The sequence below is a fragment of the Sphingomonas sp. UNC305MFCol5.2 genome, from assembly GCF_000712135.1.
GTDB lineage: Bacteria > Pseudomonadota > Alphaproteobacteria > Sphingomonadales > Sphingomonadaceae > Sphingomonas.
On record NZ_JOOE01000004.1, the window covers coordinates 325,225 to 340,348 of the forward strand.

At 66.6% G+C, this 15,124-nt stretch carries 14 protein-coding genes; 9 read left to right on the forward strand and 5 right to left on the reverse strand.

Annotated elements, in window-relative coordinates; all coding sequences use genetic code 11:
• Window position 1 precedes the first annotated feature (1 nt).
• Together BR78_RS0117620 and BR78_RS0117625 are read left to right on the forward strand one after the other, a co-directional pair.
• Complete coding sequence (locus tag BR78_RS0117620; protein WP_029937258.1) at window positions 2-2,146, forward strand: xanthine dehydrogenase family protein molybdopterin-binding subunit; 2,145 nt, start codon at window positions 2-4, stop codon at window positions 2,144-2,146.
• A complete protein-coding gene (locus tag BR78_RS0117625; protein WP_029937259.1) occupies window positions 2,143-2,763 on the forward strand; it encodes a hypothetical protein in 621 nt (206 codons plus the stop codon). The genes BR78_RS0117620 and BR78_RS0117625 overlap by 4 nt, the downstream gene beginning before the upstream one ends.
• Window positions 2,764-2,813: 50 nt before the next feature.
• On the opposite strand, the gene BR78_RS0117630 is transcribed toward BR78_RS0117625, so the two are convergent.
• The gene (locus BR78_RS0117630; protein WP_029937260.1) at window positions 2,814-3,251 is read right to left on the reverse strand and encodes a DMT family transporter; all 438 of its coding nucleotides are present in this window, start codon (window positions 3,249-3,251) and stop codon (window positions 2,814-2,816) included.
• Window positions 3,252-3,447: 196 nt separating this feature from the next.
• Window positions 3,448-3,951 (reverse strand): rhodanese-like domain-containing protein, encoded by a 504-nt coding sequence (locus BR78_RS21060; RefSeq protein WP_197021399.1) that lies wholly within the window; start codon window positions 3,949-3,951, stop codon window positions 3,448-3,450.
• Window positions 3,952-4,091: 140 nt separating this feature from the next.
• Here BR78_RS21060 and BR78_RS0117640 point away from each other — a divergent pair, with 140 nt between their 5' ends.
• The 4 genes from BR78_RS0117640 to BR78_RS0117655 all read left to right on the forward strand — a co-directional run bounded on the left by BR78_RS0117640 (window position 4,092) and on the right by BR78_RS0117655 (window position 7,467).
• On the forward strand, window positions 4,092-5,519 hold the full coding sequence (locus BR78_RS0117640) for an amino acid permease (RefSeq protein WP_029937262.1): 1,428 nt from the start codon (window positions 4,092-4,094) through the stop codon (window positions 5,517-5,519).
• On the forward strand, window positions 5,516-6,382 hold the full coding sequence (locus BR78_RS0117645) for an S-methyl-5'-thioadenosine phosphorylase (RefSeq protein ID WP_029937263.1): 867 nt from the start codon (window positions 5,516-5,518) through the stop codon (window positions 6,380-6,382). The genes BR78_RS0117640 and BR78_RS0117645 overlap by 4 nt, the downstream gene beginning before the upstream one ends.
• 160 nt (window positions 6,383-6,542) lie before the next feature.
• Window positions 6,543-6,920, forward strand: a complete 378-nt coding sequence (locus BR78_RS0117650; RefSeq protein ID WP_156022361.1) for a DUF6916 family protein — start codon at window positions 6,543-6,545, stop codon at window positions 6,918-6,920.
• Window positions 6,921-6,975: 55 nt separating this feature from the next.
• On the forward strand, window positions 6,976-7,467 hold the full coding sequence (locus BR78_RS0117655) for an FKBP-type peptidyl-prolyl cis-trans isomerase (RefSeq protein ID WP_331280255.1): 492 nt from the start codon (window positions 6,976-6,978) through the stop codon (window positions 7,465-7,467).
• A gap of 236 nt (window positions 7,468-7,703) precedes the next feature.
• On the opposite strand, the gene acnA is transcribed toward BR78_RS0117655, so the two are convergent.
• Complete coding sequence (acnA, locus tag BR78_RS0117660; RefSeq protein WP_029937266.1) at window positions 7,704-10,373, reverse strand: aconitate hydratase AcnA; 2,670 nt, start codon at window positions 10,371-10,373, stop codon at window positions 7,704-7,706.
• A 149-nt stretch (window positions 10,374-10,522) separates the two neighbouring features.
• Complete coding sequence (locus tag BR78_RS22220) at window positions 10,523-10,675, reverse strand: hypothetical protein (RefSeq protein WP_231478306.1); 153 nt, start codon at window positions 10,673-10,675, stop codon at window positions 10,523-10,525.
• Window positions 10,676-10,884: 209 nt separating this feature from the next.
• Here BR78_RS22220 and BR78_RS21065 point away from each other — a divergent pair, with 209 nt between their 5' ends.
• Window positions 10,885-11,733: a hypothetical protein gene (locus tag BR78_RS21065; RefSeq protein WP_051683402.1), complete on the forward strand. Its 849-nt coding sequence runs from the start codon at window positions 10,885-10,887 to the stop codon at window positions 11,731-11,733.
• Between the two features lie 24 nt (window positions 11,734-11,757).
• Here the strand turns inward: BR78_RS21065 and BR78_RS0117675 are convergent, their stop codons facing one another.
• Window positions 11,758-12,594 carry a hypothetical protein gene (locus BR78_RS0117675; protein ID WP_029937268.1) on the reverse strand — a complete coding sequence of 279 codons (837 nt, stop codon included), beginning with the start codon at window positions 12,592-12,594 and terminating at the stop codon, window positions 11,758-11,760.
• 244 nt (window positions 12,595-12,838) lie between these two features.
• On the opposite strand from BR78_RS0117675, the gene BR78_RS0117680 reads away from it, so the two are divergent.
• On the forward strand, window positions 12,839-13,987 hold the full coding sequence (locus BR78_RS0117680; RefSeq protein WP_029937269.1) for a lipase family protein: 1,149 nt from the start codon (window positions 12,839-12,841) through the stop codon (window positions 13,985-13,987).
• A 42-nt stretch (window positions 13,988-14,029) separates the two neighbouring features.
• Complete coding sequence (locus tag BR78_RS0117685) at window positions 14,030-15,079, forward strand: hypothetical protein (RefSeq protein WP_029937270.1); 1,050 nt, start codon at window positions 14,030-14,032, stop codon at window positions 15,077-15,079.
• The last annotated feature ends 45 nt before the right edge of the window (window positions 15,080-15,124 follow it).

Sequence of the window (15,124 nt, forward strand, 5' to 3'; positions counted from 1 at the left end):
GATGAACGCCGTCACCCCCACTCGCCGCGGCTTCCTCCGGTCGACCGGGCTCGTGCTCGGCATGGCATTGCCGATCGGCAAGGCGGCCAAGGCCGCGCCCGGCCAGTCGGGGCTGCCTTTCGCGCCCAATGCCTTCGTACGCGTGGGAACCGACAATCTCGTCACCGTGATCATCAAGCATGTCGAGTTCGGGCAGGGGCCCGCGACCGGGCTCGCCACGTTGGTGGCCGACGAGATGGATGCCGATTGGAGCCAGGTCCGCGTCGAGATGTCCGCGGCCAACGACCCGCTCTACAAGAATCTGATGTTCGGGACGATGGGCACCGGGGGTTCGACTGCGATTGCCAATAGCTGGATGCAGATGCGCAATGCCGGAGCCTCGGCGCGGGCGATGCTGGTCGCGGCGGCGGCGAAGCGCTGGGGCGTGCCGGCCGCGTCGGTGAAGGTATCGAAGGGCGTGGTGTCGAGCGGCGCGCGCAAGGCGAGCTTCGGCGAGCTGGCGGCGGACGCGGCTTCACTCAAACCGCCCGAAAAGCCCGTGCTCAAGACGCCCGACCAGTTCACGCTGATCGGCAAGGACACGCCCAAGGTCGACAGCGTCGCCAAGACCAACGGCACTGCGATGTTCACGATGGACATCCAGCGGCCGGGGATGGTGCACAGCGCGATCGCGCATCCGCCCGCGTTCGGCGGTACGGTCAAGGCCGTGATTGACACTGCGGCGCTGGCGGTCCCCGGGGTGCTCGCCGTCAAGACCATCCCGCAAGGCGTCGTGGTCTATGCCAGGGACAGCTACGCCGCGCGCAAGGGCGCCGCGGCGCTCGACGTGACCTGGGATCTCTCCAAAGCCGAGAAGCGCACGAGCGACGAGCTCTATGCGCAATATGCCGAGGCGAGCGAGAGCCCTGGCAAGCAGGTCGAGAAGACCGGCGACACCGCCGCGGCGCTCAAGGGCGCGGCGAAGAAGCTCGAGGCGGTCTATCAATTCCCCTATCTCGCCCATGCGCCGATGGAACCATTGGACGCAGTGATCGAGATGAACGGTGACAGACTCGACGTGTGGATGGGCAGCCAGTTCCAGGTCGGCGAACTCACTGCGATCGCCGCGACGCTGGGCGTGCCGTTCGAAAAAGCGTCGCTCCACCAGCAGTTCGCCGGCGGCAGTTTCGGGCGGCGAGTCACCCCGGCGATGGAGTTCGCGGTCGAGGCGGCGCTGGCGTTCAAGGCGTGGGGCAAGGGCCCGATCAAGCATGTCTGGACCCGCGAGAACGACATACGCGGCGGGCGCTATCGCCCGCTCGCGGTGCACACGATCCGCGGCGGGCTCGATCCTTCGGGCAACGTCGTCGCCTGGGATCAGGTCGTCGCCGCGCAGAGCTTCATGAAGGGCACGCCGATGGAAAGCCCGGAGCTCAAGTCCACGGGCGTGGACGATGCGCTGACCGAAGGGATCGCCGAGAGCTACAAATTCGCCAACCATTATGTCGGCCAGCACATCATGGAGGCTGGTGTGCCGACGCTTTGGTGGCGATCGGTGGGGAACACGCACACCGCCTATGCAGTCGAGACCTTCATCGACGAACTGCTCGTGATGGGCGGCAAGGATCCGGTCGCGGGGCGGCTCGCATTGATGCAGGACCCACGGACCAGGGCGGTGCTCGCCAGAGCAGCGGAGATCGCCGGCTGGGGCAAGAGGCCGCCTGCGGGTCGGGCGCGGGGCGTGGCGGCATGGAAGAGCTTCGGCACCTATGTCGCGCAAGTCGCGGAAGTATCGAAGGGCCCGGACGGGCTTCCCAAAGTCCACAAGGTCTGGTGCGGGGTGGATTGCGGGATCGCAGTCAATCCGAACGTGATCCGCGCGCAGATGGAGAGCGGCATCGGCTACGGCCTTGGCCACGCGCTCTATTCGGAAGTCGAGCTGGGCGAGGGCGGAATCGTCCGGCAAAGCAATTTCGACAGCTATCGCTCGTTGCGGATCGCCGAGATGCCTGAGGTCGAGGTCGCGATCCTCGCCTCGGACAAGGACCCGACCGGAGTCGGCGAGCCGGGGCTGCCGCCGATCGCGCCCGCGGTCGCCAATGCGTGGCGCAGGCTCACCGGGAAATCCGTGCGCCGGCTCCCGTTCGTGGTGGGAGGCAGGGCATGAAGCTGGGTGCATATGCACTGGGCGCCGCGGCGCTGACCCTGGCCCTCGCCATCGCCGGCCAGGCGCGCGAGCAGAAGGTGGAGGGGTTGAAACCGGTCAGCGCCTTCGCCGGCATCACCGATCCGAATGCGCGCTCGCTCGCGATCTTCGCCGAGATGGGCAAGGTCATCCAGCATCCGCGCTGCGTGAACTGCCATCCGCGCACCGATCGTCCGCTGCAGGGCGACGCGCAGCAGCCGCACAACCCGCCGGTATCGCGCGGGCCGGCCGATCGCGGCATGGCGGGGCTCGAATGCAGCACCTGCCACGGGCCGCGCAACGTCGCCTTCGCCAACGGCACCGGCAGCATCCCCGGGCATCCCGAATGGCATGTCGCGCCGATCGAGATGGCGTGGGAGGGCAAGACGCTCGGCCAGATCTGTCAGCAGATCAAGGATCGCAAGCGCAACGGCGGTAAGAGCCTCGAGCAGCTGATCGAGCACAATGCGCACGATACCCTGGTCGGCTGGGGCTGGAATCCGGGACCCGGCCGCACGCCGGTGCCGGGCACGCAGGCGCAGTTCGGGGAATTGACCCGGGCGTGGGTGGCGAGCGGGGCGAGGTGTCCGGCGGGTTAAGTGGGCAGGACCTGCTGGCGGCTTCGACCCGATTGAGCAGGACCGTTTGGTCAGCGGCGAACCAGCAGCACGCCGATCAGGATACAGACCACACCTGCCAGGCGCGCGAGCGTTATCGGCGAGCGATCCAGGCCGAGCAGCCCGAAATGGTCGAGGATCACTGCGGCGATCAGCTGTGCGCCGATCGTCAGGGTCAGCGTGAGCGCCAGCCCAAGCCTGGGTGCGGCAAAAGCGACTGCGGCGACGAAGAAGGCGCCATAGAGTCCGCCGACCCAAGCCCAGGGCGGGGCCTGACGCACCGAGGCGAGCGGCGTGCGATCGATCAGCAGCCAGGTAGCGACGACCGCCGCAGTGCCGCCGAGGAACGAAGTGGAGGCTGCCAGCCAGAGCGAGCCGGTGCTGCGTGCGAGCATCGCATTGCTCGGGGTCTGCACGGCGACGCACAGTCCGGCAATGAGGGCGAGAATGATCGGGAAGATGTTCTGCATCGGATCCACGAAGGTTGCGCTCGGAGGGGAGCGGGGTGGCGTTGTCGGGCGCCCTATACGGCCCGTCGCCGTGCGCCGAAAGCGGATCGGGACCGATGCCTCGCAAATGGTCGATCGCGTAACAGCGCAGGGCGCCCTGTGGACTTGCTGCGAGCGGAGCGATGATGCTCGCGGTCGCAAGCCGCCCTGGCAGCGATCAGATTTCCAGGTTCGCGGGCGCGCCGGTCGTCCATCCAACCCGGGGATCGTTGAAGTCGACCACGTCGCGCAGCTCCCAGACGTTCGGATAGCCATAGCCGATAAGGTTGATGAAGGTCTGGATATTGAGCGCGAGTGCGGCGTTCTTGAGCATCACCGGCGCGCGGTGGTTTGAGAAATTGTTGTTGCAGTAGATCAGGATCGGCCGGTCGCGGTCGGGGCCGATCGCTTCGGCCAGCGCCTCGGCAGTGAAGTCGGTGAGCGGAAGGTTGATCGCGCCGGCGATGTGCCCCGCGGCGAACTTGTCCGCCGAACGGGCGTCGAGGATCAACGCGTCCTTCGTGGCCGCCTTTGCCTTGAACGCCGCGAAGCCGAGCAGTCGCTTCGCACGCGAAGCGCGGACATCCCGGGTGAGCGTGGCGAAGCCGGCATAGTCGATCTGCGGATTGGGCGCGGGATCGTCGGGAACGGCGAAGAGCAGGGCGAGGGCGGGGAGCAACATCGAAGCCTCCATCGATCGATGGTGTAACGATCTCCGAGCGCGGCTGCATGAACCCTGAACCGGAATCGTCACCGGGGTGACGGGTGGTTGTGTGGCTTGGACGAAGCGCTATCACCGGCGGCAACAAAGGGGATGACGACATGGCCAGCCTGTTCCGACTGAAACAGATCGTCGCGGAGGAGGATCGCCCGCAGGCGCACCGCCTCCAGCGCACGCTCTCCTGGCCGCATCTCGTCGCATTGGGCGTCGGTGCGATCGTCGGCACGGGCATCCTCACGCTGATCGGCGTGGGGGCCGACCGCGCGGGGCCGGCGGTGATCCTGTCCTTCGTCGTGGCGGGGGCGATCTGCGCCTGCGCGGCGCTGGCCTATGCCGAGATGGCGACGATGATCCCCGCCTCGGGCAGCGCCTACACCTATAGCTATGCCGTGCTCGGCGAAGTCGTCGCCTGGGTGGTCGGGTGGAGCCTGCTCGCCGAATATACTTTGGTGGTGGCGACCGTGGCGGTGGGCTGGTCGGGCTATTCGGTCGGATTTCTCGATGGGCTCGGCATACACTTGCCTGCGGCGCTGACGCATGGCCCGGTGATGTCGGGCTGGCAGATCGTCGAATGGGGCGTCAACGTGCCGGCATTGTTCATCGTCGCGGTGGTGGCCGGGCTGCTGATCGTCGGCACGCGCGAGAGCGCGACGCTCAACGCGATCCTGGTGGTGGTCAAGCTGATCGCGCTGGCCGTGTTCGTCGCGGTGGCGCTGCCTTATTTCAACGGCGCCAATCTCGAGCCTTTCGCGCCGTTCGGCTTCGCCAAGCACATGAGCCCGGACGGCGTCGAGCGCGGGGTGATGGCGGCGGCGGCGATCATCTTCTTTGCGTTCTACGGCTTCGACGCGATCTCGACCGCGGCGGAAGAGGCCAAGAACCCCAGCCGCGATCTCGCGATCGGCATCGTGGGATCGATGGTGGCGTGCGTCGCGATCTACATGATCGTCGCGATCACCGCAGTGGGTGCACTCAGCTATACCCGCTTCGCCGACAGCCCCGAGCCGCTGGCGCTCATCCTGCGCGAGATCGGCCAGCCGAAAACCGCGACCTTCCTCGCCGCCAGCGCCGTGATCGCGTTGCCGACAGTGATCCTCGCCTTCCTTTACGGCCAGAGCCGGATCTTCTTCGTGATGGCGCGCGACCGCATGCTGCCCGAGAGCCTCGCGACCGTGTCGCGGCGCGGAACGCCGGTGCGGATCACGATCTTCACGGCGTGCGTGGTGACTTTCTTCGCGGCGTTCTTCCCGATCGACCAGATCGCGGCGCTCGCCAATGCCGGCACGCTGACTGCATTCGCGGCGGTGGGCATCTGCATGCTGGTGATGCGCCGCCGCGCGCCGGGCGCGGTGCGGCCGTTCCGCACCCCGGCGGCGTGGCTCGTCGGGCTCGGCGCGGCGTTCGGCTGTCTCTATCTTTTCATCAGCCTGCCGCATCAGACGCAAATATTGTTCGGGGTGTGGAATCTGATCGGGCTGCTGCTCTATTTCGCCTGGGCGCGCCGCAACGTGGACAAGGGAGCGGTATGAGCGGCTGGACGATCGGGATCATCGGCGGGTCCGGGCTTTACGACGTCGAGGGGATCGAAGGCGGCGAATGGGTCGAGACGGCGAGTCCGTGGGGCCAGCCTTCGGACGCGTGCTTCGTCGGCCGGGTCGGTCACGTGCGCGTGGTGTTCCTGCCGCGGCACGGGCGGGGGCACCGGATCAGCCCGTCCGAGCTCAACGCGCGCGCGAATATCGACGTGCTCAAGCGGCTGGGCGTGACCGACATACTCGCAGTCTCCTCGGTCGGCGGCCTCGTCGAGGACCGGCCGCCGGGCAGCTTCACCATTGCCGACCAGTTCATCGATCGCACCAAAGGCAGACCGTCGAGCTTCTTCGGAACCGGGCTGGTGGCGCATGTCTCGATGGCCGACCCGGTGTGTCCGCGGCTGTCGGCGCTGGCAGCCGATGCGGCGCGGGCGGCTGGCGCGGAGACGCATATCGGCGGCACCTATCTGGCGATGGAGGGCCCGCAATTCTCGACCCGCGCCGAGAGCCACCTCTATCGCAATTGGGGCTGCCATATCATCGGCATGACCGGGATGCCCGAGGCGAAACTCGCCCGCGAGGCCGAGCTGCCTTACGCGCTGGTGGGGATGGTCACCGATTATGATTGCTGGCGCGAGGACGAGGAGGCAGTCGATGTCGCGCAGGTGATCGCGCAGCTCGCGGCCAATGCCGCCAAGGCGCGCAGGCTGGTCATGCACCTGCTCCGCAACCTGCCCGAGAAGCGGCCGGCATCGCCGATCGATACGTGTCTGGACGCGGCGCTGATCACTGCGCCATCGGCGCGTGATCCCGCATTGCTGGCGAAGCTCGATGCCGTGGCGGGCCGGGTGCTGCGCTAAACACTGTCCGGGATCGGGAACCTCCATATCGGATATGTTTCTGGCGCGTTGCAGTTCCCTGGAGTACGCTTCGCGTAACCGGGGGGTGAAAATCATGGAAACCACGAGTCGTAGTTCTCGGCGCGCGTTCGTTTTGGGCGGCACCGCCGCTGCAGCATGCATGGGGCCATTGGCCGCCGCGCAGCTTACGCGCACGTCGCTGGCGACATCCGGGGGCACGACGGCGCCGACGGTGACCCGCAGCGAAGTCGCCGAATGGGAAAGCCTGGTGGGCGCGAGCTTCCTGATCGGCGGCGAGGCGGGCAAGGCCGTGGCGAAGCTCGCTGCGATCGCGCGGCCGGCGTTCGATCCCGCGCGGCCGGCGGAGCTTGCGCGCCTGCAACCGTTCACTGCCTGGTTCGAAATGGATGTGCGCCTCGCGCCCACGGGACAGCGGACCTATGCCGTCACGCATCCGACGAAGGGCGTGATCAACCTGTTCCTGGGCCGCGGCGCCGACAGGCGCGGCAAGGGAATCCTGCTCGCGCTGTTCAACTAGCCCTTCGCCACGCTATGGCGCTGTCTCGTAACGTCTCGGGACAGGAGAGATTGGCTTGAAGAACGCGAAACTCGTCGGCGTGGGGCTGGCGGTGGTGCTGCTCGGCACCGCGGCGGTGGCGATGCAGGCCGGCGGCGAAGATCATTCGCAGGACGCCGCCTGGCATAACAAGCAGATGCTGGCGCTCGCGCAATTGAAGGCGAGCGACGGGTGGCAGTCGCTTCAGGGCGGACTGCGCTGGCGGCGGATCAAGGGCAACGGATCGGGCAAGCACCCGACCGTGCGCGACACGGTCAGGATCCATTATGCCGGCACGCTGGTCGACGGGACCGAGTTCGACAGCTCCTACACGCGCGGCGAGCCGGCGACCTTCCCGCTCGGTGCGCTGATCCCGGCGTGGCAGCTGGCGGTGCCGATGATGGGTGTGGGCGACACGATCGAGATCGTCTCGCCCTCGGACCTGGCATATGGGCCGGTGAGCAAGGGCCCGATCCCGGGCGGCGCGACCTTGCTGTTCAAGATCGAGTTGCTGGGCATCCAGGAATAAGCCGCCTCTTCTTTCTTCCTTTACCGTTCCGCCCCGCAGGTTCGCTGCGAGGAAGAAAATTTCCGCGCGGCGTGTCACCGCTGTTCAAACCGGAAACGATGTTTCTGGTTTGTTCCACGCGAAATCCTACATTGCAAGCCTGAAATTTTCCGCGCTTAGCGCTCGATGCGTGGACACAGCGAAAAGGCCGCGGTGGGATGCCACCGCGGCCTTATTTGTTTTCCCGAAAGTGGGTCTCAGGCGGCGAGGTTGCGCAGCACGTATTGGAGGATGCCGCCGTTGAGGAAATATTCCAGCTCGTTGACCGTATCGATGCGGCAGCGGGTCTGGAAGGTCTCGGTCGTGCCGTCCTTGCGAGTGAGCGTGACTTCGACGTCCTGACGCGGACGCAGGCTGGCGACGCCGGTGATGGTGAAGGTCTCCGAACCGTCGAGCTTGAGCGTCTCGCGCGTCACGCCCTCGGCGAACTGGAGCGGGACCACGCCCATGCCGACGAGGTTCGAGCGGTGGATGCGCTCGAAGCTCTCGGTGATCACCGCGCGGACGCCGAGAAGATTCGTGCCCTTCGCCGCCCAGTCGCGCGACGAGCCGGTGCCGTATTCCTTGCCGGCGACGATCACCAGAGGCGTGCCGTCGGCTTTGTGGCGCATCGCTGCGTCGTAGATCGGCATGACCTGGTCGTGATACTTGGTCATGCCGCCTTCGATGCCGGGGACCATCTCGTTCTTGATGCGGATGTTGGCGAAGGTGCCGCGGACCATGACTTCGTCGTTGCCGCGGCGGGCGCCGTAGCTGTTGAAGTCCTTCCGGCTGACCTGATGTTCCTGCAGGAAGGTGCCCGCGGGGCTGTCCGCCTTGATCGATCCGGCCGGCGAAATGTGATCGGTGGTGATCGAATCGCCGAGGATTGCCAAGGGCTTGGCATCAATGATGTCCTGCACCGGGGCCGGGGTCATCGACATGCCTTCGAAGTATGGCGGGTTGTGGATGTAGGTGCTGGCGGCGGGCCAGCGATAGGTGTCCGAACCCTCGATGACGATGCCCTGCCAGTGCTTGTCGCCGAGATAGACGTTCGAATATCGGGTACGGAACATGTCGTCGTCGATGTTGGCGGCGATCAGGCCGGCGACTTCCTCGTTCGAGGGCCAGATGTCCTTGAGGAACACCGGACCGTCGGTCCCCTCGCCGATCGGGGTCTCGTACATGTCCTCCGTCACGGTGCCCTTGAGCGCATAAGCGACGACGAGCGGCGGCGAGGCGAGGAAGTTGGCGCGGACGTCGGGCGACACGCGGCCCTCGAAATTGCGATTGCCCGACAGGACCGAGGCGGCGACGATGTCGTTGCCGTTGATCGCGGCGCTGATCGGCTCTGCGAGCGGGCCCGAATTGCCGATGCAGGTGGTGCAGCCATAGCCGACGAGATTGAACCCGATCGCGTCGAGGTCCTCGCTGAGGCCGGCCTTGTTGAGATAGTCCGTCACGACCTGCGAGCCCGGGGCAAGCGAGGTCTTGACCCACGGCTTGCGCGTCAGGCCGAGCGCACGCGCCTTGCGCGCGACGAGGCCGGCGGCGATCAGCACCGAGGGGTTCGAGGTGTTGGTGCACGAGGTGATGGCGGCAATCACCACGTCACCGTCGCCGATGTCGTGCTCGGCGCCCTCGACCGCGGTGCGCTCGGGACGATCCTTGTGATAGACCTTCTGGAGGTCGGCGTTGAACACTTCGTCGACGGCGTCGAGGCTGACCCGGTCCTGCGGGCGCTTGGGGCCGGCGAGCGACGGGCGGACGCTGTCCATGTCGAGCTCGAGCGTGTCGGTGAACACCGGCTCGGGGCTGTCGACGTCGTGCCACATGCCCTGCGCCTTGGCGTACGCCTCGACCAAAGCGATCGTCTCGTCCGGACGGCCGGTGAGGCGCATATAATCCATGGTCTTCTCGTCGATCGGGAAGAAGCCGCAGGTCGCGCCATATTCGGGCGCCATGTTGGCGATCGTCGCGCGGTCGGCGAGCGTCATCGAGTGGAGGCCCGGGCCGTAGAATTCGACGAAGCGGCCGACCACGCCTTTCGCACGAAGCATCTGCGTGACGGTGAGCACCAGATCGGTGGCGGTGATGCCTTCCTGCAGCGCGCCGGTCAGCTTGAAGCCGACGACTTCGGGGATGAGCATCGATACCGGCTGGCCGAGCATCGCCGCCTCCGCCTCGATCCCGCCGACGCCCCAGCCGAGCACGCCGAGGCCGTTGACCATCGTGGTGTGGCTGTCGGTGCCGACGAGCGTGTCGGGATAGGCGATCGTCGAGCCGTCGGGCGCCTGCGACGACCAGACCGAGCGGGCGATATATTCGAGATTGACCTGGTGGCAGATGCCGGTGCCCGGGGGGACGACCGAGAAATTGTCGAGCGCCTTAGAGCCCCATTTCAGGAATTCGTAGCGCTCGAGGTTGCGTTCATATTCGAGCTCGACATTCTGGCCGAACGACTGCGGCGTGCCGAACTCGTCGACCATCACCGAGTGATCGATGACGAGGTGGACGGGGACCTGCGGATTGATCTTGGCCGCGTCGCCGCCGAGCTTGGTGATCGCGTCGCGCATCGCCGCCAGATCGACGACGCAGGGCACGCCGGTGAAATCCTGCATCAGCACGCGGGCGGGGCGATACTGGATCTCGCGGTTCGAGCGGGCATCCTTCTGCCAGTCGACGATCGCCTGGGCATCGTCCTTCGTGACGGTCTTGCCGTCCTCGAAGCGCAGCATGTTCTCGAGCAGCACCTTCATGCTGAACGGCAGGCGGCTGATGTCGCCGAGCTTCTTCGCGGCCTTGGGCAGCGAATAGAAGCTGTAGGTGGCGGTGCCGACGGTGAGCGTGTCGCGAGTGCCGAGCGTATCGTTGCCGATGGCGGTCATGGGGCGCGGGATCCTTTCTACTGTCCGGCCCGGGCGCTCGGGGGACGCGATCCCGAGGGGACCACGCGGGCGCGCCGGAGGGTGCTGCGAATGCGAGATTCGGGGCGGGCCTTAGCAAGGGGGGGAGGGGAGGGGAAGGGGCGGGGGTGCTAAGCGACTTGCTCGTTGGCAGTATCTTCTACGGGAGGCGCCGGGGGTACACTTTCCGCGATCCCGATGACATCGAACTGGCCGAGCTGATGATAGCCGTGATGGATCACCAGATTTCCGAAGAGGAGTATCTGGCGGTGATCGATGCGCATGTGATTGCGCGATAGCGCTCTCCGCTTTCGGAGCGCGCGGTCCGGCATGTTCGCCGCCCCACTCTCCCAGCCTCGCAGTTAAAACGGGAATACAGCTTGGCCCGCCTTTCCCCGCGCGAAGGCGGAAGAATCGATAGTACCTATTTGGTTCTTTCAATGTAGGATTTCATATGATAACGGGTTCGTCGTCACAATTCCGGAGCCTGTCGATGGACGCTTCACCGTCGCCTTCGTGGGTGCGCCAGCCTGCCGCCCGGCCGTTTGCGCGGTGGAGCGCCGATACCGAGCAGGCGTTCCTGCTCGCGCTGCGTCTCACCGGGCGGGTGCGCGAGGCGGCGGGGGCGATCGGGCGGTCCTTGTCCACCGCGTATCGGCGGCGGCGGCGCGATGCCGGGTTCGCGGCGCGCTGGGACGCCGTGATCGCCGAACAGCAGGCGGCGTGGATCGCCGAGCAGGGCAAGGCCGTGCGGGCGCTGGCCGAGGCGCCGCTGGGCGACTTGCGACAGCGGCGAGGCGGCTGGAACGAGGCGCGGCGGAAGCTGTTCCTGCGGGCGCTCTCCGAGACCGGATCGGTGGCCGACGCGTGCGCGCGGGCGCGGATCTCGTCGACCTCGGCCTATCGGCTGCGCGAGAATTGCGCGCGGTTCGCGAGCGATTGGAAGGCGGCGCTCGATACCCAGGCAGTGACGATCGAGCAGGTGGCGTATGAGCGCGCGGTGATCGGCTGGGAGGAGCCTATCGTGCAGGGCGGGCAAGTGATCGGGCAGCGCTGGCGCTATTCGGAATCGCTGCTGCGGACCCTGGTGCTGCGCGAGCAGCGCGCGGCCGGGGCGGCTGCGCCGACCGTGGCGGCAGGCGTGGCTGCGGAACGCCCGGCCGGGCGGGGGCGAGGGACAACGTACCAAAAGCCGGTGGCGACGCGCGAGGAGACCAACGCCGCGCTCGCCAAGGCGATCGCCGGGGCGGAGCGGCGGATGGCGCGCGAGGCTGCGGCGGCGCAGGAGGCGGAGTGGGAGCGCTGGCGGGCCAGCTGGGGCAAGTCGCCGCGCGGCGGCTGATCCGGAGTCCCGAGCGCGCGCCCCTCAGCGGCAGGTCTTCACGATCATCTCCACGTCGCGCCGGCCCTCCGCCGAGGGGGTTTCGACATAGCCGGTATAGTCCTTGACCTCGAGATAGCGGCCCTCGCCGCCCGGATAGCGATTGACCTTGATGCCGGTGAAGCCGTCGCCGGTGACTTTCAGCCGGGCATAAGGCGCGCCGGGCAGGAAGGAGGCCGCCTCGGCCGGGCCGTAGATGTTGATCCGGTCGCCGCGGGCCGCGCTGCCGCTGCCGGTGCGGACCCGGTACCAGTGCACCGGATTGTCGCGGCTCATCAGTGCCTGCGCATCGTCGGCGACATAGCCGAGGCGCTTCGCGGCATCGATGGCGCATCGCGTGGCGGCGCCATATTTGGCGGCGAGCGTCTTCAGCATCGCATCGCCCTCATGGTTGAACGCCTTGCCGGCGCCCCTGGCGAGCGCCTCGACCAGGAGGGCATAGTCCGTATCGGACAGCGACGCCTCGGCTTCGAGTGCTTTGGCGAGGTCTTTCTGTGCCTCCGCGACGCCGAGCGTGGCGGATTCGACGAACCAGTGCCGCGCCCGGGCCGAGGCGCCGGGCACGTCCTTCGCGCCCTCGTAGAAATGGCCGAGCTTGTGCATCGCATCGGGGTTCTTGGTCAGCGTGACGATCGCGTCGAACTTGGCGAGCATCGTGGCCTGATCGCCTTTCGCCTGCGCGGCCATGGCCTCTTCGCCGAGCGCCTTCACTTTGGCCTCGAGCGCCGGATCGGGCTGGCCGGCGGCCTGCGGGGTGCCGGGCGGCGGCGCGAGCAAAGTGGCGGCGAGGGCGAGCAGCGGAAGCGCGAATTGTGGCATCATGTGCGTGGCTTAGTCATGGTTCCTGGCATCGGCAATCCGGGGTTTCCCGGCAGGCGGCGGCGGTTTGGTCCGGGATGAGACACGCTCCATTGGCAGAGGTTGCTGGACGTCTTCATGTAATTAAATAATAATATACCTTAAATAATTGATGATATTGCAGTTAGGCAAGATATCATCTGGACTCATTGCAGATATTCAATAGAATTCCGTGCATCTCTTCGTTCCCAACCGAAGGAGTATGGCGATGTCTGTTTGCACGACCATTCAGCAGCAAGTATATTGTCTGGCCATCGAAATTTGCGCGGCGGCGACCCAGACGGGTGATGCGGCGACGCTGACCACCTATCTGCAGACTCAGTTGCAGGCACTGCTCGACAATTCCGATTTCAACAATGGCGACGACTGGCAGATCGTGTGGGGGCCGGCGGTGTGGCAGGCGCCGTTCAGCGACTTTTCCGATCAGGCCGCGGCGGTCTGCTACAATAGCAGCCAGAATGTCTATGTCGTGCCGATCTCGGCGACCAATCCGCACTCGCCGTACAATGTGTTCTTCGAGGATCTTGCCGCGGTGCCGGTCTACAAGGTGCCGGTGGCGGGGACCGATGCGGGGAACGTCACCGTCGGCAATTTTGCCGGGCTGCAGGCGCTGCTGAGCCTCGAGGCGGGCGGCACATCGCTGCAGGATTTCCTGAGCAGCACGGCGAACGGGTCCGACGACCTGGTGTTCTGCGGGCACAGCCTGGGCGGCGGGCTGACGCCTTTGCTCGCCTATACGCTGTATCCGAACGGCACGTCGGGCAGCGGCTGGGGGAACGTCTATACCTTCCCGACCGCGGGGCCGACCACGGCCGACGCGACGTTCGCGAATGTGTTCAATATCGCCTATCCGGTCACCGTCACCGGCACCGGCTACCAGATGTGGAACGCCAACCAGTATAATACGCGCGACCTGGTGCCCAATGCCTGGGCGGGCGCGAGCACCGGGCCGGGGCTGGCGCAGATCACCACGGGCATCTTCTCGTGGACGTCGGCGATGTATTATACCGGCGTCGAGATGAGCGGGGAGGTAGCCGCGCTGCGCACGATGGCGGAGACCTTCGCGGGCGGATCGGGCAACCCCTATGTCGCCACCAACAACAACGCGCTGTTCACCGGTGCGCGCGAATATGGCCAGATCACCGACAGCGCGACGCTGGCGAAGGAGATCCTGTTCCAGCACACCGTGGCCTATAACGAGGAATTCGGCGTGACCGCATTGTTCGACCCCGCCGAAGTGCAGACCTGGATCCAGCCGCCTCTGCTACCGCTGGTGCAGGGCGTGAGCGGAGTCGGCGCGGCGGTGGCGGCGGCCACGGCGGCCGCGGAGACGGTGCCCGAGACTGGCGTGGCGTGACGTGACGGCATAGCATCCCCCTGCGACGGCAGGGGGATGGGAATGGGTTTGCAGATCATCGCGGCCGCACTCGCGGCGCTGTTCGCGGAACCGGCACCCGGCCAGCTCGCGCCGGTGCAGGCCGCGCCCCTTTCCGCGCCTGCGCCGCCGGTATGCCGGCGGGTAAACGAAGAAGCGTTCCTGCGGATCGAGCCGGAGGCGGCGGCGCGGCTGGCGGAGATCGGACTGGACCGGGCGGCGATCTTCGCGCGGATGGCCGAGACGTCGATCCCCGAGACGATGGGCTGCTGGGCGATGCCGGTGGGCAATTTCGACAGCCAGTTGGTCTCGGTGGGGATGAGCCAGTGGAATTACGGCACGGGCAGCCTGCAGCCGGTGCTCAAGGCGTGGAAGAAGCGGCTGGGCGGCAAGTTCGGGCGGACGCGCAAGATGCTCGCGCCGGTCTATGGCAAATTGCTGTTCTCGCGAGGGTGCCTCAAGGTGCCGGTGAAGGACAAATGCCGGCAGGGGATCCTCGCGGCGCACGGGGCGGACGGGAAGCTCAATCCGGTGATCCTCGCAGAACTGACGGCGATCTTCGAGAGCGACGCGATGCTGCAGGTGCAGACCGACGCCTATGTCGCGCTGCTGATGGACGTGCGGGCGGACCTGCTGCGGGTGTTCGCGGGGCGGCCGATCACGATGCGGAAAATACGCTGGGCGATCGACACCAAGGTGCAGCAGGGGTTCTTTCCGGCGGACGAGGATCTGGCGCGGCTGCGGGCGAAGCTGGCGTCGATGCCCGAGGCCGAGCGCTGGGACCGGCTGCGCGCGATCTTCGCCTGGTACGAGGCGCTCAGCCGCACGATCGACCAGGACGGCGTGGCGCGCGACTATGCGTGGAACGTCGCGCAGTGGCGCTGCATGATCGACAAGGGAATGATCGACCCCGAGCAGTACGAGATGCTCCATCTGACTTTCCTGAGGAGCCGCACCGCAGTGGGGAACAGCGGGCGCTGGCAGGCACTGACCTTTTCGCGGCGGGGCAAGATCGTGCTCGGCATCGGCAGCGTGAGCGGTAAGCGCGACGGAGATTGCCTGGGCATCGGATGAGGGGATTGGAACCTGCGCGATGCGGGTCCATTAGGTCGGGACAAT

What these genes read in the sequence shown, in the direction of transcription:
- BR78_RS0117620 (WP_029937258.1), top strand. Translation starts at nt 2, where the DNA reads ATGAACGCCGTCACCCCCACTCGCCGCGGCTTCCTCCGGTCGACCGGG.
- BR78_RS0117625 (WP_029937259.1), top strand. Translation starts at nt 2,143, where the DNA reads ATGAAGCTGGGTGCATATGCACTGGGCGCCGCGGCGCTGACCCTGGCC.
- BR78_RS0117630 (WP_029937260.1), bottom strand. Translation starts at nt 3,251, where the DNA reads ATGCAGAACATCTTCCCGATCATTCTCGCCCTCATTGCCGGACTGTGC.
- BR78_RS21060 (WP_197021399.1), bottom strand. Translation starts at nt 3,951, where the DNA reads ATGTTGCTCCCCGCCCTCGCCCTGCTCTTCGCCGTTCCCGACGATCCC.
- BR78_RS0117640 (WP_029937262.1), top strand. Translation starts at nt 4,092, where the DNA reads ATGGCCAGCCTGTTCCGACTGAAACAGATCGTCGCGGAGGAGGATCGC.
- BR78_RS0117645 (WP_029937263.1), top strand. Translation starts at nt 5,516, where the DNA reads ATGAGCGGCTGGACGATCGGGATCATCGGCGGGTCCGGGCTTTACGAC.
- BR78_RS0117650 (WP_156022361.1), top strand. Translation starts at nt 6,543, where the DNA reads ATGGGGCCATTGGCCGCCGCGCAGCTTACGCGCACGTCGCTGGCGACA.
- acnA (WP_029937266.1), bottom strand. Translation starts at nt 10,373, where the DNA reads ATGACCGCCATCGGCAACGATACGCTCGGCACTCGCGACACGCTCACC.
- BR78_RS22220 (WP_231478306.1), bottom strand. Translation starts at nt 10,675, where the DNA reads ATGCGCATCGATCACCGCCAGATACTCCTCTTCGGAAATCTGGTGATC.
- BR78_RS21065 (WP_051683402.1), top strand. Translation starts at nt 10,885, where the DNA reads ATGGACGCTTCACCGTCGCCTTCGTGGGTGCGCCAGCCTGCCGCCCGG.
- BR78_RS0117675 (WP_029937268.1), bottom strand. Translation starts at nt 12,594, where the DNA reads ATGATGCCACAATTCGCGCTTCCGCTGCTCGCCCTCGCCGCCACTTTG.
- BR78_RS0117680 (WP_029937269.1), top strand. Translation starts at nt 12,839, where the DNA reads ATGTCTGTTTGCACGACCATTCAGCAGCAAGTATATTGTCTGGCCATC.
- BR78_RS0117685 (WP_029937270.1), top strand. Translation starts at nt 14,030, where the DNA reads ATGGGTTTGCAGATCATCGCGGCCGCACTCGCGGCGCTGTTCGCGGAA.